This window comes from Mesorhizobium sp. M1A.F.Ca.ET.072.01.1.1 (assembly GCF_004023325.1).
Lineage (GTDB): Bacteria > Pseudomonadota > Alphaproteobacteria > Rhizobiales > Rhizobiaceae > Mesorhizobium.
The window spans coordinates 16,604-37,718 of sequence record NZ_RZSF01000028.1; the positions used below are offsets into that span (position 1 = coordinate 16,604).

A 21,115-nucleotide genomic window follows, 5' to 3' on the forward strand; every position below is an offset into this window, starting at 1 on the left:
GGCCAACGAATGACTCAATAGGAATCGGTGATGCGCTCTCTTACGGACTTCCTTGCTGGCCTGCCTGGTATCATGCCCATTAAGACGAGAAGGCTCGTTCTTGAAGGAGATGTTCTGTCGGAAGCTGAGCGCGCCGACATCTACATGCGCGAAAGGCATTGGCTAGATCTCGTTCTTGAGGTTGGTCCTGATGCAGCCGCGGCGATCCTATTAGCCTACAAAAACGGGCGCCTACCGATGAAGAGAGGCTGTACGCCGACGAATGCGCCGGAAGCAGAAGCTTATCTTGTCGGAGACAAACTTAGGGAGCAACTCGCGGAGAGAAGGAGGAGGGCGCAAGCGGTTAAAAACCCATCGCTCATTCTAGAGCGCGATCTCATGAATCATCACCCGACAGCGTGTTTATTGCTAACATTGGCACCGGATCAGGTTCGATGGTGTTAGCGGACATCACGGTGCATAAGCAGGTCATCGGCTACGAGAGCAATAGCGGGAAGAGCACAGGTGCCGCGTGCGGTTTGATTGGACAGGATCGGATGGTCAGCCCCGGCACTCCGAGACGGTTCCGCACCGGCGGCAAGGAGGGAGCGGGCGACCTAGGATCCGCAGCAGAGAGATAACCAGCCTCCCCCAAGAGAGGGAGAAGGCCTCCTGCACTGCGAGATAGAGGGTGATGCGCGCTTGGGTGCTGGCGGAGAAGGATCGTATGCGCCCTTCCCCGCCTTGTTTGCGTGCTGAGACTATCAGCCGTTAGCGGTGTCGAAGGCATCCAGTACGCGCGAGGAATAGACCAGAGCCGCTCCCGCGTTCAAAGCGATCGCCACGCCAAGCGCTTCAGCGATTTCCTCGCGCGTTGCGCCAACTTTTGCAGCTTCGGCGGTGTGGCTCGCAATGCAGCCGTCGCAGCGCGTCGTGACCGCGACGGCAAGCGCGATCAACTCCCGGGTCTTGGCGTCCAGCCGGGCGGTCTTGTTGCCTGCACCACCGAGCGCCCGAACCCCCTCAAGAGTGGCGGGGGACAGTTGCCCCAGCTCACTCACCCGCGACGACAGTTGCTTCCGGTATTTCGCCCACTCGAGCATTCGAAACCTCTCCATGAAATCGGGACTGATGATCAGGCAAATACATGAGCAAACAGCGAGGTATCACCTGGATCCGCCGCAGGCATATCCAAGAAGCTTCATGAGCAGAAATGGCATCTTCTCACGCAATCATGAGCAGGCGTCATCCGATCGGGCGCTTTCGCATCTGCGCTCACAGGCGCCTTGCGTATTGCCCTGGCGAAGCCGTTATGAAGACTGCTCATGAACTCATGAAATATTGCCGTTTATCGATCATAACGCGGCCGTGCTATTTCTTTCGCCAGCGCCGCCGCCATGACGCGGGAACCAACCTAGCGGCAATACAACGCCCGGCAGGCGGACGTTTTTGATACGAAACGGCGCCCCGACCGGTTCGAATTACAAGCTTTCGAAACCGAGAAAGCCACTCGTCTGGCCGCCACAGGGAGAGACCAAGTAATGACGAATGCGTCTGCACAACGGGAAAGGGTCATCCTGGCGTCGGTTATGGCTGCCAATGCCAATCCCGGCTGGCTGACCAGCGACCGCGTCGAGGCACTGACCGGCGGGCACGGGATGCTCACCATTCCGGTCGTTGCTGCATGCAACGTAATCGCCGCTGAACTTCGTCGTGGCGTGAGCCCGGAGGTCAAATTCGCCGATGCGGTTCGCCAGCCTATTGACGACCTCCTGGCGAAGAGCATTGCGGTTGCTAAGGCAGCGGGTGCTGACGGCGCGAATGCAGCGCTGATCGCAGCAACGCTCCTCTATCTATGCGGAGCCAATGCACAAGTTGGCATCCCCGCCGGCAACCGCAAGCTCGGTTCTTCTGCGCGGATGATTGCGGGGGTGAGCCGCTCAGGCCTTGCGGCAGTGCCCACGGCCAAAATGAACAACAAGATCTCGGGATTCGCGGCCGTTGCTGCGGTTTATGAGGCGATGATGAGGGGAGAGCTCTCGCCGATTCAAGGCCGCGACATCCCGGAAGGCGTTGGCGGCGGGGTCATGGTCGGCCACGGAGCCCTCGGTGAAGATTTCATCTTCCCCGGCATGGCCGAACGGGGCGCGGCTATCGGGACCAAGGCGATGATGGACGCCATGTCCGGTGCCGGCATGCCCAGCCAGAAATTCCTCTCCGCACTTTTCGGCGCGGCAGCGATCCTGGAGATCATCCACCCTGACGCCGACGTGGCGGAAGAGTACGGGCCCTATGGCAAGGTCACCAGTGCGTTCGTGGCCGGAAGATCGGCCGTTCGTACTGCCGGCCTGCCGGAGAAAGTGCATGTCCGCATCACCGGCAAGGAAGTCGAGACAGCAAGGCTGATCGGCGATCTTGGCCTGATCCTCAAGGACATCGGCGGACCCACTGTGATCGGCCTCATGGCGCTGGATGAAATCATTTCGGTGTTCGAAGAGGGGATTTGCGGGGCGGGTGCCGGCCCAGTCAATCCTCCGCTCGGCCACGTCTGCGGCGATGCGGTCATCGCGCTGATGTGCCTGTTGCAAGACGGCTCGACGGAACAGAGCGTGGCGCGGGCTTTGCGCGATCGACGGCTCGGCTTCAGCTTCGACCCGGAGACCGCAATGATGGCGATGAACATCGTTGCCCGAAAGGCGACCCAGATTTGTAACGGGCCGGTGACCGAAGCGCTGATCATGTCCTCCACTCCCATGGTCACCAAAGCTCTGCATGCCCGCGCGGCGCGCAGCTATGACGATCTGATGGCCGGCAGGAGCGTCGGCGAAATCGTCCGCGCGATGGACGAAGAACGTCAGCTTCTGGTGGAGGCACGCGGCTCGGAATTCCTGAGCAAACTAAAGGGCACCAATATCAAGGTTCATTTCACCAAGATCGGCAAGGGAGCACGGCGCTCGAGCAAGATGGCTGCACGTTGGCTTGCCTTCGATCCGGCGCTTGATGCCGAAGTGACCGTCGGCGACGAGACGATTCACATGGAAGGCATCATCAACGCCGTCATTCCGGAAGTGGCGCAGGGGATCGGTAAGGAACGCGCGCCGTTCCTGACGGCGCTCGCGCCGATCGCAAGCGAACTGCTGCTCGCTGGCAATGTGATCATGAACGTCACAATCCCCGCCGTGGTCGCTGCCGCGATGGGCAAGATGAACGCTTCGGACGCCGCCAGCGAGGCGCAGTCAGCAGGCCTGATTTCCGCAGGTATTCCCGGTACGAAGGCCAAGGCGGAGGCCGCGGCGCTAGTCGCTGTCGAATCCATGGCGCTCTGATGGCAGGCGGCGTCATCCTCCTTATGGCCCAGATCGATGATGCGCCGGGCGAGTTGCTCGGGCATGTCATCGATAAGATGACCGAGATGGGCGCCAAGAATGTCCAGCTCCTTTCCAGCCTGGGCAAGAAAGGCCGTCCAGCCTACGTACTGTTGGTCGACATCAACGCGGAGGACGAGCCGGAATTCGCCTCCCTTCTCGTCGGCGATCTGGGGATTTGGGGCTACCGGGTTCTCGAATCCCAACACAAGCACTTCGACATCCGACGCTATCGGACGCAGCTCGAACTGAAATGGGCGGGAGGCGAGACCAGTTTTCCACTGCGCCTCAAACGCATCCTTAACGAGGGGATGTTCATGCGGGCTAAGGCCGAACACGACGATCTTGTCGCCATATCCGCGCAGATGAGAGACCTTCTGCCGGTATCAGTGGCAGTGCTGAAGGGGGCGATTGAGACCACCATTGGATCGACTGAGCCGGGCAAGACCTTGCGCGTCGATCTGTCTGGTCTGCAGCTTGCGGGCCGATAAAGGATGGAAGGCCCGATGCATATTCATCTTGATGTCCTGGGCGGCATTGCCGGCGATATGTTTGTCGCCGCGATTTTGGACGCCTGGCCCGATCTGGCTGAAATCGTGCAAGAAAACCTTCGTCTTGCCGGTCTGGAAGACGACGTAGAGGCTGCGGTGCGGCCGCATGACGACGGCGTGCTGACCGGCAGCCGCTTCGATGTCACGAAGATGGGCTCCGAACCGGCCACCGCCCGACCTCATTGCGGTCACCATGCTCATGGGCACGCGCACGAGCATGATGGCCATGACGAGCGGCATGGCCAACATCACCATGAGCACGTCCATGACGAGCACCACGGCCACCATCATCACACTCATTGGCGTGACCTTCGTGCAAGGCTTGAGGGAAGCCGCTTGGACGAGACTGTGAAGCGCGCAGCCATCGCGATCTTCCATGAGCTCGCCCTGGCCGAGGCCGCGGTTCATGGCAGGGATGTCGATGACGTGACCTTTCACGAAGTCGGCAACTGGGATTCGATCGCTGACATCGTAGCCGCGGCGACACTAGTCGACGCAGTGGGCGAAGCAAGCTGGTCGGTCGGATCGCTCCCGCTCGGGCGCGGCTGGGTGGAGACTGACCACGGCCGGCTGCCTGTTCCAGCTCCTGCCACGACCCTATTGCTGCGCGGATTTGCCTTTCATGACGACGGTCGCGTGGGCGAACGCATCACGCCGACGGGAGCGGCTATCCTGCGCTATCTCTCTCCCTCGACCAGTATCGGCTCCTCCCCCCATGTGCTCGATCGCACCGGCATCGGCTTCGGCACGCGGCGCCTCCCCGGCATGAGCAATGTGCTTCGCGTTCTGGCCTTCACGGCTGAAGCCGCAGTGCAGGATCGCGTCGGTGTCATCCAGTTTGAAATCGACGACCAGACCGGCGAGGAATTGGCGGCGGGCCTTGATCAAATTCGTGCAGCCGAAGGCGTCATCGACGTGACCCAGTCGCCGGTCTTCGGCAAGAAGGGACGGATGATGGCCTCTGTTCAGGTCCTCACACGCCCCGATGCAATCGAGGCAATCGGTGCGCTGTGCTTCCGACAGACCACGACGCTTGGCCTGCGCAGCCGCACGGAGGCGCGCACCATCCTGCCGCGGCGAGCGGTCACAACCGGCGATGGAGTACGCGTGAAGCTAGCCTATCGCCCCGGCGGGCCGACTGCCAAGGTAGAGATGGATGACGTGGAAGCCTTTCGTCAGAGCCACAAAGCCCGGTCTGAGTTGCGCCGCAGCGCCGAGGCAGAGGCGCTGGAGAAAAGCCATGACGACCACTGAAGCCTTCTTGCGCCGTCTCGACGCGGTGTTCGACAGCGCCCGTCCCGCGGCTGTGGCCATCTCCGGCGGGGTCGACAGCATGACTCTGGCTTTCGTGGCGCACCTTAGGTTGGGCGCAGACCTGACCATGTTCCACGCCGCCTCGGCCGCGGTCCCGGTCAGCGCGACCGAACGGGTCAGGGACTATGCGGCGCGCCATGGTTGGAACCTTCGGGTCATCGACGCCGGCGAATTTAGGGACGAACGCTATCTCGCCAACCCTTCCAATCGCTGCTTCTTTTGCAAATCGAATCTCTACGGCGTGCTGTCGTCCCTCTCGAAAGCGCAGATCTTTTCCGGCACGAATACAGACGATCTTTGCGACTGGCGGCCCGGTCTCCAGGCAGCCGAGGCCAATAGCGTACGCCACCCCTTTGTCGAGGCCGGCATGTCCAAGGCCGACGTGCGGGCGATGGCGGCAGCGCATGGCTTGAACGACCTCGCCGAATTGCCTTCGGCACCCTGCCTTTCAAGCCGCATCGAAACGGCCCTCCGGATCGAACCTCAGGTGTTGCGCGCCGTCGATCAGGTCGAGATGCTGGTCAGCCGCGAGCTCTCGCCGGACACCGTTCGCTGCCGCGTCCGTCAGACGGGGGTCATTGTCGAACTAGATGAAGCTACCCTGTCGCGCCTGTCCGATCAGGGGCGCGTTCAATTGGCCCGCAGAATCGCTGAGGCTTTCGGCGGTTCGCGACCTGTCCATTTCGAGGCCTACGTCCGGGGCAGCGCCTTCTTGCGGGAACAAAGCGCATGAACGAACAGATTAGATTGGACTTTCAGCGTCCTGAGCGGCTGGATTTCGATGAGGCCATCCTTTGCGCTCGTAAGTCCGATCCCCAGCTTACCGTAATCATGGACCGGGTGTTGGCGCATGGCGCGCGGTGCCTGATGACCCGCCTCGAACCCGATGTCTTCGCCCGCATGGCGCCCACTTATCGCGAAAGGCTGGATTACGATCCCGTCTCGAGGACAGCTTACCTGAACTGGACCCCTGCTGGCGAACTGGAACTGCCTCGGATCGCGGTGGTGTCGGCTGGCAGCTCGGACATGCCGCAGGCGGCCGAAGTCACGCGAACGCTCACCTATCTCGGCGCCGCGACGAAGCAATTCATCGACGTCGGCGTGGCCGGCCTGTGGCGCTTGTTGGAGAGTGTCGACGAATTGCGGACCTTTCCGGTCATTGTGGCGGTCGCCGGAATGGATGGCGCCCTTCCAAGCGTGCTTGGTGGGCTCGTGCCCGGCGTGATCATCTGCCTGCCCACCTCGACCGGATATGGGGTTTCGAACGGAGGAGAAACCGCCCTTCACGCAGCGCTCGCTTCCTGCGCACCCGGACTTGCGGTCGTAAACATCGACAACGGGTACGGCGCGGCATGTGCCGCATTCCGGGCTCTAAATATGATCCGCCGAGCCGCAGCCGCTGCGACTGTGTGACGAGGTTGCGCCGTTGCATGATCCGACTGTGAATTTGTCCAGAAGCTCAGGGAGGTCTCTCCTGCAGTCTTTTCGACGACCAACTTTTCGCGCGAAGGCAAAGATCGCCACCGTTTATGGTTTTCTGATCATCGTAACTATCGTGGCCTGAATCTGGGCTTGGATTGTTGTCAACGGCCAGCCGGTTCTACTAAGGACAGCCATTGTCGTCGATGGTGTTCTTTACCACGCGTCCGGCCCTCACGATGAGGGATAGGTGGTCGCCCTGGCCGCCGAGCAGCGACATGTTCTCCAGCGGGTCACCGTCGACGGCGATAAGGTCGGCGAAGACGCCGACCTGGAGCGATCCGACCTTGCCGGTCATGCGCAGCAACTCGGCCGCATAGCACGTCGTGGACCTGATCACCTCGATCGGCGGCAACACCTCGGCGCGTATTGTGAATTCGTCGGACTGGTACTTGTGCAGTTCGCCCAGGAGATCGGTGCCCAACGCCATCGTCACCCCGGCCTTCTGGAGAATTTCGAGCGAGCCTCGGCTGCGCAGCCGGACGTCGTCGAGCTTCGCGACGGACACATCCGGCAGGCCCAGCGCCTTGGCATCCTTGTGCAGCGCTTCGTAGGCCACCAGTGTGGGGCAGGCGATAGCGCCGCGTTCCTTCATGAGGCGCGCTGTCGCCGGCTCGATCAAGTTGGCATGTTCAACCGAGCGCACACCGCACCGCACCGCACGCGAGATCGCCTCGTCGGTGTAGAGATGCGCGGAGACGTAGGTCTGAGCGTTCGCCGCCTCTTCGACGATGGCCTCCAGCTCTGATATCGAGAACTGCTGGAAGTTGATGGGATCCGTCGGCGACGACACGCCGCCATTAGCCATCGCCTTAATGAACTGAGCCCCCTGGCGGATTTCGTCGCGGGCAGAGTGACGAACGGCGTCGACGCCGTCGCAGACCCGGCCCATCGCGCCGAGACGGTAGGTCTGGGACTCGGCGCTGCGGTTATCGACGAAGCCGCGATAGTCGCTGTGACCGCCGGTTTGGGAGAGCGCCTTGCCGCAGAAGACAAGACGCGGTCCCTCGATCTGGCCGGCTTCCTCAGCCTGGGCCAGCGGCCGCGTCGCTCCGCCGACGTCACGCACCGTCGTGAAGCCGCGCATCAGCATCTGCTTCATAATGCGCGCCGCGCCGAAGGCGACCGTCACGTCCGGAAGCATCGCCGTGCGGCCAGGGTCGACGGTGATCGCCGTCACATGGACGTGGCAGTCGATAAGCCCCGGCATCAGGGTGCGGCCCTTCAGGTCGATTGTGCGCGCCGCCTTTGAGGAGATCGGCTTCTCGGAGATTTCCGCGATCACGCCATCCGCGATGCGCAGCCACGATTCCGACGTCCCGGCGAAGCCGTTCCCGTCAAGTATCCTGGCATTGGCCAGGATCAAATCATCCGCGGGCATGGTTCCTCATTCTTTGTGCTGGCGGGGTGTGAACGAGATATGCGTGTGGCGGACGCTCTCGCGAGAACGCCGCCCAAATGCCTGTCAGGACAAGCAGGTTGTCAAATCCAATCACCAGCAGGAACAGTGCAGAAATCGATGTGCCGATGACGCCACCAATGTCGTGGGAGACGTGAAGCTGGTTCCCGGTGGCTGCGATGACCACGTAACCCACAACGACGATGCTGCGCCCAGCAAAAAGAAGAAGCCGACCGAAAACGGATGTTTGCCTTCGTGTGTGAGCTTGCGCACGATATTGTCTATTGCCGCAATATGGTCTGCGTCATCGAAGGCCGAGCATATAGGCCGGGCCGAGCACCTACGAATGAGGTGCTCGCCCATATTGCACGGCGTAAGGTTGAGAACAGCCTGGACGGGATCCGGTCTGCCCTCAAGTCTTTCATTGGGCGTTTCCGCCGCTTTTAAAATCGAGCCGAAGGATCGCCGACCTGTTAGAAGCGGTAAGTGACGCCTGCACCAATCAACCAGGGGTCTAGCTTGGCCTTGCCTTTCAGATCGGTGCCGGCCACTTTGACGGTAAAATCTGGTTCCAGGAAAAGCTTCTTGACATCGACGTTGACCCCCCAGTGCTGATCCAGCATGTAGTCGAAGCCGACCTGCAGCGCGGCACCAAACGTGTTCTTCACATGGAGAGCATCGGCGCTGCCGACACTTTGATTGTAAAAGACGGTGTAGTTCAGGCCGGCGCCGACATAGGGTCGGAAGGCCCCGAGGTCGGTGATATGATACTGCAGCGTGAGCGTGGGTGGCAGTATCCATACCTTGCCGACATTCCCCAGCGCGCCGATTGCTCCGGTGCCATCAACGTTGGCGTAGGTAGTGGCGAGTATGAGTTCGGCAGCGATGTTTTCGGTGAAGAAATAGGAGATGTCGAATTCTGGCGTCACGGTGTCTGAATAGGAGAGATTGGAACCGGCGACCCCGCCGACGTAACCTGAATCGTTGGTTTTCACTCCCAACGCGCGCACGCGGATCTGCCACGGGCTCGACGCCTCCACTGTTCCCTGGTCCTGTGCGATGTAACGTTGCGCAGGGTCTGCCGCTAAAGCCTGCTGACCCACCCCCATAAGGACGATGAGCGCCATCGCACCCTGCGCCGCAATCATCCGCACTTTTGTCATCATGTTCTCTCCTGGTATCTGATAACCGTAGACTCTGTCGTTTGCGCGCGCGGGATGATTTCTCATCACGCGCTGATACAGACGTCTGCGAAGAGCACTGCATTTGTCGTGCCAACGAAAAGAGACATTGGGAAACCGCAAGATTCGCTTCCGACACACTCGTGCCTCGGAGCTGATATTGTCGTGTTTCGAGCCGATATTGTCGTGTTTTGCACAAACGGACTAACGACCGAAAGCACGCGAGAGCTACCCCCGACCCATTGGCAGAGGATGAACGAGACAATACCTCACGAGGTGGTCGCGATGCTGGTCATGCGAGGTGGGCTCTTCCATCCCCAACTTCAATGTCTCACGAGAGTGTTTGGCCTGCCAATCAGGCTTGAGGCTTGAGGTGATCGCAATTTCTATTATTAGCGCGCTAGCACTGATCCGGCCTAGCATGGTCATGTCGATCGTGTGATCTTTCTCCCAGCCGGCCACGCCATGTTGGAAGCTCTCTTCGAACGCGATCGAGAAGATAAGGCCGCACGTCAATTCAATGTGGTGGCTCTCTCACGAGATGGCCCGCAGAGCGAACTGTCCAGCACCGGCTGGCGCTGGATTTCTCACATGGTGTTGGCCGCGCGATGATCCACCTCGCACTCGGGCGATGGAAACTCGGAGACACATCCCATTCAGGGACGCCCTAGCCAGCGCTCTTCTTGCCTTCATGATCTCATCGGCAAACCCGCCGCGGCCGAGTGACCGCCGTCGAGTAACCTTCCAGATGCCGGGCCCAAAGCGGTCCTGGAATTTTGGGCGCTGCCCGCCAGCGTCGCCAAGTGTTTGCGGTTCGTGGCGATATCAACGGCTGCGGCGATCGCTCTAGATGCACTAGCTCCGCGCTCGGCAGCCGTCGCGGCGACTCCCAGCCGGGTCGCAGCTGACCGTACGGGTCAGCCGTTTCGAAAGGTATAACCGTAGCCGTTGATCGCAGGCGCACCGCCGAGATGCGTGAAAAGAACCCTCGATCCCTTGGCAAAAAAGCCTTTCTGGACCAGGTCGATCATTCCTTGCATCGATTTGCCTTCGTAAACGGGATCGATGATCATACCTTCGAGCCGCGCGCACAGACGGATGGCATCCTTAGTTTCCGGGGACGGTATGCCATAACATGGGTAAGCGTACTCCTCGAGCAACACCACATCATCCTCGACCAGTTCCATTCCGAGATCGACGAGCTCCGCTGTATTTTGGGCAATATCCAGCACTTGCGCCTTGGTTCGCGAGGGAGTGGCAGAGGCATCGATACCGATGACGTTGCGATGTCGACCGTCATTGGCAAATCCGACGATCATTCCGGCATGCGTCGAGCCCGTGACCGTGCAAACGACGATGAAGTCAAATGCAAACCCAAGCTGTTTCTCCTGAGCGCGCAACTCCTCTGCGAACCCCACGTAGCCGAGGCCACCATACGGGTGAACGGACGCGCCAGCTGGTATCGCATAGGGTCTGCCGCCCCTTGCTTTGACCTCATAGAGCGCCTTTTCCCAACTGCGGCGGATGCCGATGTCAAAGCCCTCGTCGACCAGATGCACTTCTGCTCCCATGATGCGGCTTAAGAGAATGTTGCCGACCCGATCGTAGACGGCATCCTCATGTGGAACCCAGCTCTCCTGAACCAGGAGGCATTTCATGCCAATCCTGGCGGCGACCGCGGCGACCATTCGCGTGTGGTTAGACTGGACGCCGCCGATGGAGACAAGCGTATCGGCATCTGAGGCGATGGCGTCGGGGATGATGTATTCGAGCTTGCGCAGCTTGTTTCCGCCAAACGCGAGTCCGGAGTTGCAGTCCTCGCGTTTGGCGTAGACTTCCACCTTTCCACCCAGATGCTTGCTGAGCCGATCGAGCTTCTCGATGTGCGTCGGTCCAAAGGTAAGCGGATAGCGTTCGAACTTTTCCAGCATGTTCTCTCCGGCGATGCGTGAATGAGCCGAGACTTGCTATACACATCAGCTTAAGGGGTGCGCTGTCCGACCTCTTAGAAGAGCTTCGTCACATTCCAGCGCCTCATTCGCCGTCCCGACAAGCAAAGGCCACGCCGGCGTCCCTACCAATGGCCTGTCGCACCAAAACTGCGTCGCCGGGATTGGAGCGACGGAATGCCGTCGCCGTCGACCGCACAAAGCATAGCATTCCTTGAAAGATCCACCCGATGTTCACGGTTGATTTGAACCGGCATAAATCTGACTTTGATCTCGTCATCGCGCCTCAGTGGAGCAGCGATATGCCGCCCATCGGAAAGACCGGAGCCGCATCGGAAGATTTATTCCTGACCACCTCATCATTGTCTGGCAGCTGATATTCCGACTGCGTCGCAACTCCGAAATGTTCAGCCCTTTGGCCAGTTTTGCTAGGGCCGCCAGATCGCCAGATCAGAAAGAGCACGCTTGCGAAATAGACTATTTGGAGGAGCAGCGAACAAGCCAGCGTTGTGACGATTGCCGTGCGGATGGAATGAGACGCAAAGTAGACAGCCAAAGCGTTGCTGCACAGGATTACCCAAAAAGCGCGATAAAAGATTCTGAAGGACAACGCCGTTCTCCTGGTTTTCTCGCCACGTCATGCAGCGACCTTGTCGGCGGCAACATGTGTCTGGCAGTTCTTCGGGCAGACTCGGCCGCAGGCTCCGCAGCCGACGCAGCGGCCTGCGTAGTCGACGACCATGATCATGCGATTGAGCTCGCCATCGAAGTCGTCGTCTTCGTCGTTGCAGGGGCCGAGGATTTCGCCTGCGTCATCGACGCCGTAAAGGTGCATGACCTCGCGCGAGCAAACCTTAAAGCAGCGTCCGCAGCCTATGCAGATCGTGCCATCGATAGCGGTGAGATATTTCGGCATCCATTTGGAGCCGTCGCGGGTGACGAAGGCGCTCGTCATCGCGCAGTCTCCGATGCGGCGAGATCTTTCTTGGCAGCGTCCAACTCGGCAAAAACGGCGAATGTTCTCTCGGCAACCACCTTGATATCGGTCCAGTTGACCGGGAGGTCTTCGGCAAGGTCGTGCAATTCCATCTTCGCGGTTCCCGCACGCGACTGCAACTTGCGGACCTTCTTCTGCAGCTCTTCAAGGTTTGACATTTAATCCTTCCTCGAAAACGGCTTCCATCATACCAGCGAGACGTCGGTACTGACTTCGGTGTCTGCGGTCGCATCGTCGACCAGTCTCGTACCGGCCTTCGCAAGTTGTCGGAACGTCTCGAAGCCGAACCGGTGGATGTCCGGACAGAACGACCCAACGTCCGGCACCGAAAAGCCCGCGCCCAGAGGTCTCACGGGTTTGGCCTCCACAATTGGCGATGTCACCGGGCCGAAACGCTCCGCGATCGCAAGCCCGACGGCGCTGTAAAACATGTCGAGCCTCCAAAGCGCGTGGGGATCGGGATAGCCCATGCCAGGGATCGCGCGGCGCTTATTCCTGGTGACGATGAAGCCGGCCAGCAGCGCTGCGTCCGATTTGCCTTCCCATAAGCAGTAGGACTCCTCAGCACGGATCAGCCGCACGAGGCATTTGACGAACGGGGTGGCAAGGGCCGCCTCGTCCTCGTTGATAGCAGCGCAGGTCGCGGCTTCGGGCAATTTCATATTCTCCCCATTTCAGGCCTCTTCCTCGAATTTCTTTTTCCGGCAACGCCTAGCTCGGGCACACGTGCGCGGCCGATGCCCGGCTCGGAGCGTGCAATTCCAAGCAATTGATGTCCCGGCGAGCGGTCTTGGAGGCGTCTTCGACCGCGAAGCCTTCCACCACGGCGAGAATTCGCGTCCAACATCACTTGCGCGCTTGTGCGGCCGCGGGTCATCGCAAAATTCGAGCTTTGAACCTGCCGCAAACGATCCACCCGGTGCTGCATGGGGCCTACTTGCTGCGGTCACGCCAGGTAAACGGGCGAATTGGCCAGTAAACATTCAGATTGACGCCCCTTTTTATGTATTTTCGCCGGCCGATTGCGCTTTGGTGCCGTCCGGAAAATGTTTTGCAGAGCCGCGTAGAGAACGCTGCAACGGCCCTCCCGCCCTTGTAGCTGGCTAGGGCCTGCAGCAAATCCGGTAGAAGGTGCTGTTTCAGGGCGTCCGGAGTAAGCTCCGGACTGTCAAGCGACTCCAGTGCTGACTTAAGCAACGCGATCGCGCGATCCTTATTTCCGCTGTCGTAATAGTATCTAGCGACCGCCGGATAGGACCGGAACTTGGGGCCGTCGCCTTGCGGGGGGTTGAGTGCCAGGATGTGTTCGGACAGCTTCTTGCCCATCGCGAAGCGCTCAGCAGATGGAAAGTGCGAATGGTCGCACGCCGGACCGAAGAGCTGGCCTAGCGCTGCAAGCATCCAGTTCTCGGAGTTTCTATCGATTGCGTCGCGAACCAATTGGCGCATGACGGGCATGCCTTTTTGCATGTCGTGCATTCTGTGAAGTAACAGATGAACATGAGCCAGGCGGAAACTGATATCGTCCGGCACCAAAGCGATGCCCTCTTCGATCGCCGAGAGCGCCGTCTTCCAATCCTCTATCTTTATCGCCGCCCAGAATCTGTCATTGATCGGCTTCTTCAACGCCTGTTCGCGCGCTACTGCGCCATTTCTGGCGATCCGTGCCGTGTCGGCGGCCTTCGCTTCATCGCTGGTTCGCCAACTGCCGTTCAGCACCTTCGGCAAAACCTCAGCGAGTTGCCTCGGATGACCGATAAAGGCGATATGGCCGTCCCGGTCGACCACGAACGAGGTCGGAATTCCGACCGAAAAGCTGGGCTCCCTCCAAAGCTTGTTCATTTCACCTATAGGGTCGAACGCGATCCGATAGTTCAGATCCGGGCACTTTTCGGCCAACCACGCGCCCAACTTGGCTCGGGCTTCAACGGGCGCGGAAGCGTCTTCATCGGCCGCGACTCCGACGACCTCAAGTCCGGCTCCCTTGTATTTCTCCTGCAGTTGCACCAGTTGGAGCGCCGCCGCCGCACATGGTCCGCACCAAGTCGCCCAAAACTCGACGACGTACACTTTGCCGGGCTGGAAACGCGCAAGCGGCTCGCCACGCAGCCAGGTCTCGACCTTGATCGGGGGAGCCTGTGACTCCATTTGCAACGCCATGTTACTCTCCAAGGCTATTGCCAAAGGTTGCGCGACTTTGTTTCCCTCTTGGCGAGGAGCACACGGGTTGAAGGAAAGCGAGCATCACTCGTCTCGCGCGTCTGCGCGCATTGAGCGTTTACTCAGTCTTGCCGCATCCAGTGTTGCCGCATCTCCACTAGCAAAGGGTGTGCCAGTGCGCTCAGCGTGCAGTAACGGGTGATTTCGCTTGAGAACCCACGCGATGAAGATGGCCGGTTGTAATGAACCCGACATGTTTGCCGCCGTTGTCAGGTTTCGGCCACGCGTCACGCGCTGCGCTTGCGCGCCGCCAGCAGAGCTTGGCCATAGACCAACATGTATGCCGGCCAAGGGACGAGCCGGTGGACATCATGACTGCGTCGGCTATCGCCAGGCTTGTCATCATCGTCCCGCTTCGCCCATTGGGTTGAGCTTTGTGCCGTTACGGTCCCTCAGGCGGTAGCGGAACTCGGCATTCGCCACTGCAATGGGCCGCTCCATGCGCGTGCCTGCTGTGTCCACTCGCCGCCTTGCGATTGAATTTCCCGGCTGGTGACATGGCCGTCCTGCACGACGACGATGGTCCAACTGCGGCCCGCCACTACGCCATCGCCAATGCCGCCATTGTTAGATTGACCATGATGATCGTCACTGGCCAGGAGTGCTGGTGCCGGCCGGTGAACTCTGCGGCGTTCCTGCCTTGTGTTACCCTGTGTGTTTCCGGCGCCCGGGGCGCCACAGTGCCCGCCCAGGTGCGAATGGGAGCATTGCGGGGATTTGATCAGCCCAGGACCATTCGGCCGCCACGCAGGTCGGCCCGGGTCCGACTGAATACACTGAAGATGCGGCGGTTCTCGCCGCTCTACCATCTCAGCCAATGACATTATGATTGACACCATCGCTTGCCGCCCAATCCGGCAAGGTCCCGACAGTCCACAGTCGAAGTCGAGGGTCTTGGCCATGCGGTACTATGATTGCGTTGTCCAGCCCCAACCCAATAGTGAGGGCGATGTGATCCAAGATTTCGCCCATGCGGTGCCGATGTGGGTCCGAACGGCGTGCCCGCGTCGAAAGGATTCTCGTTTTCGACCTGACGCCGACCTGCGAACCCTTGAGATTTGACTGCAATGAGAAGCCCAGTACGTCGGCGCGGCCGTTAAGTTCCGCTCACGGATCTTCTCAAGCGAGCAGAAGCCATCCTAAGGGCACACTGGAGACGTGCGGGATGCCTCGGGCCGAGGCGCTTGTAAATTGTATCGAGGCGCTCCGCGAAAACCTGCGCGTTTGCCGCGACCTTGGCCGACTTGGAGCATCAGGATAGGCGACCAGCGAAGCAGAGCTTCGAACGGCATAGGTGCCCCCTTCGGAACCGTCACCGCGCCAAAAACAGCGGCAATGGCGGCCTTGCTTCTATCCATCTCCTCACGCCACCGAAGAGCCGCTCCCGCAGCCGTCGGCTTCCATAAGCGCCCATGACAATCATGTTGGCAGACGTGTCGATTGCGTGCTGCGCGAGCACCGTTGCCGCCGGCTTGCCGGCGCTCGGCAGCCGGTCGACCGATACTCGAGCACCATGCCGGGTGAGATAGGCGGCGATGTCGGCTCCCGGCTCGGTGCCCTTTCCGGTGCAGGTCACCTCCGGATCGACCAATGTGAGCCGAACTTCCTCGGCACCGGATAGCAAATCCAGCGCTTCCCGAACCGCACGGGAAGCCTCCACGCGAGAATCCCAGCCGACCAGCACGCGCCGCGGCGACAGCGTCGCCTCAGCACCCTTCGGTACGACGAGCACCGGCTTTCCGGTATCGAACAAGCTGCCGTTGATAACAAGAGGTCCGAGATCGATGTCGTTGAGCAGTGCGGGACCGACGATTGTCAGGTCACTGCAGAGCGCCCGCTGTCGCACCGCGTCGCCGACGCTGGCCTGATCGCAGTATTCGGTATCGACGTCATAGCAATTCCACAGGGCTCCCAGCAGTTCTTGAATATCCCTGGACGTCTTTTCCAGAATGGCCATGTCGTGTGAAAATTTCTCGATTTGCCTATACCGCTTTTCCAGCCTGGCAATGGCCGCTGCATGTCGTTTTGGCCACTCAGGCATGGAACAGCAAAGCGGCGGAGACCCCATAATAAGTACCGAAAGGTTCGCACCGCCCTCAGCACATAAGCCGGCAGCTATTGTGACGTCCTTATCGGAGTGGTGAGCTCCCGTCACACTAAGTACGCTTTTGAAGGCCATGGACTGCTTCTTTTCGAGTATGTTGTACCTGCAGGCGTTTCGAAGCCACAAGACTTGCCCTTGCGAAGGAGATGGGAAATGGCAAACCGGCCTGCCATTCAGCCATCCGGCTTCTCCAACGAGTAACCTGCCGATCTGACGGTACGAATGACGCTGTCGGGCGAGGCCGCCTTCAGCGCCTTTCTGATCCGGCTGATATGGACGTCGACGGTGCGTGCACCGATATGGATATTGTTGGGCCAGGCCGCGTCGATCAGCTCGTCTCGGCTAAAGACCTTGCCGGGAGCCTCAAGCAAATGGCGCAGAAGATTGAACTCGAGCGGTCCGAGATGGATGTCATGGCCATTACCGCGAACTCGGTAGGCGTCGAGCTTCATCTCAAGGCCGCCGCAGCACAGCCAGCTGCCGTTTTCGGCCCCGTTTGAACCCGGCTTCGGCAGCGCCAGCTTCGTGCGCAGACAGTCAAGCAGCGTGGCCGGCGCGATCGGCCGCACAAAGCTCTCGTCGATGCCTGCCTTCAAGAGATCGAGGTGCTGGTTCTCGGCGCCGGGGGCAATCAGGGCAATAACGGGAAGGCCACCCGTGCGGGGCTCGCTCTTGAATGTTGCGCAGATTGTGGAGCCCGTTGCGCTTGCTGGCCCGCAATCCAGCACCACGGCCTGGAGCTCTCGTTCATCGGCCGCTGCAATTGCTTCCTTCACGCCGCCGGCCGGCTCACTCGTGAAGCCGTCCACCCCCAGAATGTGGCTCAGGAACAGATACAACTCCGCATCTTGCGAACAGATCAGGACCAATGGCTTCATCGGCGCTACCCCAAGAAGCAAATCGGCCTCGACCGCCTCGGTTGGGTGGGCGGGCCATGGCATATCTTCAACGCCCGGCATGATCTCCTTGCCCGAAAATCGCTTCCATCACGCCCGCGCCACCTCGGGATAGGCTTCAATGGCCGCGATCGCGTCGCCGGCCAGTTTCGTACCCGCCGCCGCGAGTTTCCAGAACGTCTCGAAGCCGAAGCGGTGGACGTCGCGCAGGGTCTTCGACAGAACGACCAAACGCCCGGCCGTGAAAAGCACGCGCCCGAAGCCCTCATGGCTCATCTCCATCATCGGCGATGCCATCAGGCCGGAGCGCTCCTCGATCGCGAGCCCGACTGCGGTGTAAAACATGTCGAGCCTCCACAGGACGTCAGGATCGGGATCGCCGATGATCGGGATCGCACGGCGCTGTTCCTTTGAAATGATAAAGTCGCCGAGGATCTCGGCGTCCGATTTGCCTTCCCACGACCCGTAGGAATCCTGAGCGCGGATGAGCCGTACGAGGCATTTGACGAACGGGGTGGCAATTGCCGCCTCGTCCTCGGCGACATCGGGGCTGACCACGGCGTCAAGCATTTCGCCTACTCCTCATTTGAGATCCTCGTCTTCGAAGCACGGTTTCTTTTCGGCAACGCCGGCCTGGCCCAGCACCTTGCGCAGCCATGGGGGAGGAGCCTTCCTGAGCATCGTTTGCGTGCGCAACAGCACCTCTTGGATGGTTTGGGGCTGGGGCACTTTGATCGGATGGATTTTCGCCGAAATAACCTTGGCTGCCGAAGGTCCGCCGATAGCCAGACAAAACAGGAGATGACAGCCCTTCAGCGCCTCCACCTTCGGAGTGATGCGATCATCGCCCTCGCTGCGATGCGTCCCGCTCTCGTCGGAAACATCGTCGAAGGCCACGGCTTCCACAAGTTGCCATTCCTCGCGCGTCACGTCGTAGACTGCAAAGCGCTTGGCAGAACCGAAGTGAGCATTGAGGTTCTTCATGTCTTGCGTAGCGATCGCCACGCGCAAGGCGCCGGCTTGCCGCATCGGCATCGATGCATGAACCTCGTCAGTGACGAGCGAGAGACGACGAACGGAGCTCATCTGGGATTTCTCGGTGGCGGAACGGATCAAGCGCCTCAGGCGTCGGCGCATGCCGATTGGCCTGGAGGATGTTGGCAACCTCAAAGATCAGATCGCGGGTCCCCTGATAGAGGACTGTGAGCTTGTGTTGGCTGCCGAGCCGGTCAAAGATCGGGAAGCCGACGCGCATGAGCGGGATGCCAAGGTGCTGCGCCGCCTGGCGCCCGTGGGAATGGGTGACGAGGAGATCAGCGCCAGCGCCAAGAGCTTCCAAATCGCCGAGATCGCCGACCTGAACCGAGTCCGCCGGTACTTTCTCCAGAATTTTCGACATATTGGTCGTGGTGACCGCCGCCGCGATTTCGGAGCCCATGCCGACGAAGAAAGTCGCGAGCTGGTAGAGCTGGTCTGGTTCGGCAGCGATCGCAATTTTCTTACCTCCGAAATGGAAATGTCCGTCGAGCAACGCGTCCTGCAACTGGGCCCGGCGCCGGCGCACCCCGGCCGGCACCGGCGCGCCCGAAATCGCTGACAGCAGCGAGACGAACCGGTCTGCGGCCTTCAATCCAGTCAGTGACTGGAAGATTGTGTAAGGCACGCCGGTCAACCTGTGCAGCAGCTCGGCCGGGCGGCGCATATGCTCACCGACGACAATGCATCGTTCGGCCGTGCCGAGCTCGCGGATGTCCTCGACGCTGGTACCGCCATAGGTGGTCGTGACCCAGCGGTCTGGCACTGTGCCGTCGAGCGAGCCGGAGACGTCCGGCACAATCACCGGCTCGAGACCAAAGCTTTCGACCATGTCACGCAAATGCTCGATATCGGCCACAGTGAGATTCGACCCGGGCAGGATCGCGATCTTCTTCGATTGCCGCGCCTGCTCGCCGGGCCGCGTGATCCTTCCGATCATCGCCGTGACAGCCTTGGCCCAGCCCTCTTCGATCGCCCCCTCGAAATCCGGCGTGTTGGCCAGCACGACCTCGGTACCCGCGAGTTCTTCCGCGCGCTTCTGCCTGATATTGGCGATATCCCCTGCGAAATCCTCGCCTCGGGTTTCCGTTAGCGCCGTCGTGCAGACCCCGATCAGCTTTGGCTTTGTACGCCTCTTGAGATTGAGGATCGCCTCTTCCAGATGATCCGCCCCGCCAAGGATCGTCGCCACTTCGTCCATCGCGGTAGTCTGCAGGGGGATGGCTTCCTTGAAATGCCGCACGAAGAGCACGAGCGCGAAGCTGGTGCACCCCTGGCTGCCGTGGAACAACGGCATCGCACCATCGATCCCAAGAAAGGCCAAGGCTGCACCCAGCGGCTGCGACGACTTCAGTGGATTGACCGCCGCGGCTTTTGTCTGTGGAAGGATGCGGACCATCGGCTTTCCTCAACACTCGCCGAAATCGTCGGCCGTCGTGCCGGCGAATTTTTTGAAACCCTGGACGGTCGCGGTCTCACGCTTCGTGCTCGGCGGTTCGTCCCCTGCGGCAAGCTGGCATTCCCACGGTGGTGGCTCCCGCACCTGGCGCCAGATCGGGTTGTGGATGGCGAGGTCGATTTGGCGCACGAGTTCCACCATGCCGTCATAACCGGCATAGGGCTGGTGACGCTCCTGGTTGATATCGAGCCAGGGCACCTTGGCCTTCAGTGCGATAAACTGCGTGCGCCCGCCCGACAGCATGATGTCGGCCTCGTGTTTTGAGAGCATTGCGTAAAGCTCGCGCGGTGCCATGGCCTCGAATATGTGGTTTTCGTCCTTGAGTAACTTCTTGATACGCTCCTTGTCCTCGGGCGTTGATTTCTTGACCGAGGTGCCGACGATCTCGATGCCGATCTCCATCAGTGCGTGGACGACCGACCAGGACTTCACACCGCCAGTATTGAGAAGCACGCGCTTGCCTTCGAGCCTCGGCTGGTAGGCCGCGAGCTTCTTCCAGGCAATCGCCTCCTCTTCAGCAATCAATGCCTCGGTGCGGCCGAGGATCTCCGGATCCGCACCCTTCTTCACGAGCAGTCTGGAGATCTGCCGGAGTGCTTCAGAGGTGTCGGTGATGCCGTAGAAGGAGCCTTCGAAAAACGGGATGTCCCAGCGCTGCTCCATCTTGCGCGCCAGATTAATGAGGGCGGTCGAGCACACGATCATGGTTGCCCGGGCGCGGTGCGCTGACGCAACCTCGAGGTAGCGAGCGTCGCCCGGAATTGCGGCGCGCACCCGGATGCCAAGCCGATCAAGGAGCGGCTTCACCAGCCAAAATTCGCCCGACAGGTTGAATTCGCCAAGGATATTGATGTCGTAAGGGCCGGCATCGTCAGGCTCCGCCGTGCCGATGACATGGTCGAGCAACGCCTCCCCGGCAAGCTTGTTGCCGAGATTCTTGGAGCCGACGAAGCCCGGTGCATTGATCGGCACCACCGGCAGGCCGAACTTTTCGGCCGCGCGTTTGCACACGGCCTCGATGTCGTCGCCGATCAGCGCCGTCACACAGGTCGAATAGACGAAGATTGCTGGCGGCGCGTAGGCTTCCTTGATCTCGCGGATCGCTTTGAAAAGCTTCCGCTCGCCCTGCCCCATCATCACGTCGAGTTCGGTGAGATCGGTCGTGAAGCTTGTACGCCATAGCGTTG

Annotated in this window: 23 protein-coding genes; 6 read left to right on the plus strand and 17 right to left on the minus strand. The window is 60.4% G+C overall.

Annotation, left to right across the window (positions count from 1 at the left end; translation table 11 throughout):
* Positions 1 to 30: 30 nt before the first annotated feature.
* Entirely contained in the window at positions 31 to 444 is a 414-nt protein-coding gene (locus EOA32_RS06745; RefSeq protein WP_128371257.1) for a hypothetical protein, read from the plus strand.
* A gap of 299 nt (positions 445 to 743) precedes the next feature.
* Here EOA32_RS06745 and EOA32_RS06750 read toward each other — a convergent pair whose 3' ends face one another.
* Positions 744 to 1,082, minus strand: a complete 339-nt coding sequence (locus EOA32_RS06750; protein ID WP_040971503.1) for a carboxymuconolactone decarboxylase family protein — start codon at positions 1,080 to 1,082, stop codon at positions 744 to 746.
* A 486-nt stretch (positions 1,083 to 1,568) separates the two neighbouring features.
* On the opposite strand from EOA32_RS06750, the gene EOA32_RS06755 reads away from it, so the two are divergent.
* Genes EOA32_RS06755 through larB form a run of 5 tightly spaced genes read left to right on the plus strand, consistent with a single transcriptional unit; the run spans position 1,569 to position 6,622 of the window.
* Entirely contained in the window at positions 1,569 to 3,305 is a 1,737-nt protein-coding gene (locus tag EOA32_RS06755; protein WP_245499178.1) for a hypothetical protein, read from the plus strand.
* Positions 3,305 to 3,835: a nickel insertion protein gene (gene larC, locus EOA32_RS06760; protein WP_128371259.1), complete on the plus strand. Its 531-nt coding sequence runs from the start codon at positions 3,305 to 3,307 to the stop codon at positions 3,833 to 3,835. The genes EOA32_RS06755 and larC overlap by 1 nt, the downstream gene beginning before the upstream one ends.
* A 15-nt stretch (positions 3,836 to 3,850) precedes the next feature.
* Entirely contained in the window at positions 3,851 to 5,149 is a 1,299-nt protein-coding gene (locus EOA32_RS06765) for a LarC family nickel insertion protein (protein ID WP_128371260.1), read from the plus strand.
* Positions 5,136 to 5,942 carry an adenine nucleotide alpha hydrolase gene (locus EOA32_RS06770; protein WP_128371261.1) on the plus strand — a complete coding sequence of 269 codons (807 nt, stop codon included), beginning with the start codon at positions 5,136 to 5,138 and terminating at the stop codon, positions 5,940 to 5,942. The genes EOA32_RS06765 and EOA32_RS06770 overlap by 14 nt, the downstream gene beginning before the upstream one ends.
* Positions 5,939 to 6,622, plus strand: a complete 684-nt coding sequence (larB, locus tag EOA32_RS06775; protein WP_128371262.1) for a nickel pincer cofactor biosynthesis protein LarB — start codon at positions 5,939 to 5,941, stop codon at positions 6,620 to 6,622. Before EOA32_RS06770 ends, larB begins: the two co-directional genes overlap by 4 nt.
* A 190-nt stretch (positions 6,623 to 6,812) precedes the next feature.
* On the opposite strand, the gene EOA32_RS06780 is transcribed toward larB, so the two are convergent.
* From EOA32_RS06780 to nifE, 16 genes are all read right to left on the minus strand, one after another.
* A complete protein-coding gene (locus EOA32_RS06780) occupies positions 6,813 to 8,054 on the minus strand; it encodes an amidohydrolase family protein (protein WP_245499179.1) in 1,242 nt (413 codons plus the stop codon).
* Between the two features lies 1 nt (position 8,055).
* A complete protein-coding gene (locus EOA32_RS39675) occupies positions 8,056 to 8,283 on the minus strand; it encodes a hypothetical protein (RefSeq protein WP_348632191.1) in 228 nt (75 codons plus the stop codon).
* Positions 8,181 to 8,450, minus strand: coding sequence for a hypothetical protein (locus tag EOA32_RS39680; RefSeq protein WP_245499181.1), 270 nt, complete (start codon positions 8,448 to 8,450; stop codon positions 8,181 to 8,183). The genes EOA32_RS39675 and EOA32_RS39680 overlap by 103 nt, the downstream gene beginning before the upstream one ends.
* Positions 8,451 to 8,560: 110 nt before the next feature.
* Entirely contained in the window at positions 8,561 to 9,250 is a 690-nt protein-coding gene (locus EOA32_RS06790) for an OmpW family protein (RefSeq protein ID WP_071072683.1), read from the minus strand.
* Positions 9,251 to 10,185: 935 nt separating this feature from the next.
* Entirely contained in the window at positions 10,186 to 11,199 is a 1,014-nt protein-coding gene (locus tag EOA32_RS06795; protein ID WP_128371264.1) for a 1-aminocyclopropane-1-carboxylate deaminase, read from the minus strand.
* A gap of 304 nt (positions 11,200 to 11,503) precedes the next feature.
* On the minus strand, positions 11,504 to 11,827 hold the full coding sequence (locus tag EOA32_RS06800; RefSeq protein WP_128371265.1) for an exopolysaccharide production repressor protein: 324 nt from the start codon (positions 11,825 to 11,827) through the stop codon (positions 11,504 to 11,506).
* Positions 11,828 to 11,854: 27 nt separating this feature from the next.
* A complete protein-coding gene (fdxB, locus tag EOA32_RS06805) occupies positions 11,855 to 12,172 on the minus strand; it encodes a ferredoxin III, nif-specific (protein ID WP_128371266.1) in 318 nt (105 codons plus the stop codon).
* Positions 12,169 to 12,372: a CCE_0567 family metalloprotein gene (locus tag EOA32_RS06810; protein WP_128371267.1), complete on the minus strand. Its 204-nt coding sequence runs from the start codon at positions 12,370 to 12,372 to the stop codon at positions 12,169 to 12,171. Before EOA32_RS06810 ends, fdxB begins: the two co-directional genes overlap by 4 nt.
* Before the next feature lie 27 nt (positions 12,373 to 12,399).
* On the minus strand, positions 12,400 to 12,870 hold the full coding sequence (locus EOA32_RS06815) for a DUF269 domain-containing protein (protein WP_245499182.1): 471 nt from the start codon (positions 12,868 to 12,870) through the stop codon (positions 12,400 to 12,402).
* A gap of 277 nt (positions 12,871 to 13,147) precedes the next feature.
* Entirely contained in the window at positions 13,148 to 14,374 is a 1,227-nt protein-coding gene (locus tag EOA32_RS06820) for a TlpA disulfide reductase family protein (RefSeq protein ID WP_128371269.1), read from the minus strand.
* A gap of 1,372 nt (positions 14,375 to 15,746) precedes the next feature.
* Positions 15,747 to 16,391, minus strand: a complete 645-nt coding sequence (locus EOA32_RS06825) for a universal stress protein (protein ID WP_245499183.1) — start codon at positions 16,389 to 16,391, stop codon at positions 15,747 to 15,749.
* A 320-nt stretch (positions 16,392 to 16,711) separates the two neighbouring features.
* On the minus strand, positions 16,712 to 17,497 hold the full coding sequence (locus EOA32_RS06830; RefSeq protein WP_128371271.1) for a response regulator transcription factor: 786 nt from the start codon (positions 17,495 to 17,497) through the stop codon (positions 16,712 to 16,714).
* 27 nt (positions 17,498 to 17,524) lie between these two features.
* On the minus strand, positions 17,525 to 18,004 hold the full coding sequence (locus EOA32_RS06835; RefSeq protein ID WP_128371272.1) for a NifX-associated nitrogen fixation protein: 480 nt from the start codon (positions 18,002 to 18,004) through the stop codon (positions 17,525 to 17,527).
* Between the two features lie 12 nt (positions 18,005 to 18,016).
* A complete protein-coding gene (gene nifX, locus EOA32_RS06840; RefSeq protein ID WP_128371273.1) occupies positions 18,017 to 18,520 on the minus strand; it encodes a nitrogen fixation protein NifX in 504 nt (167 codons plus the stop codon).
* On the minus strand, positions 18,486 to 19,868 hold the full coding sequence (nifN, locus tag EOA32_RS06845; protein WP_128371274.1) for a nitrogenase iron-molybdenum cofactor biosynthesis protein NifN: 1,383 nt from the start codon (positions 19,866 to 19,868) through the stop codon (positions 18,486 to 18,488). Before nifN ends, nifX begins: the two co-directional genes overlap by 35 nt.
* 9 nt (positions 19,869 to 19,877) lie before the next feature.
* The coding region (gene nifE, locus EOA32_RS06850; RefSeq protein ID WP_128371275.1) for a nitrogenase iron-molybdenum cofactor biosynthesis protein NifE at positions 19,878 to 21,115 on the minus strand (1,238 nt) is incomplete at its 5' end.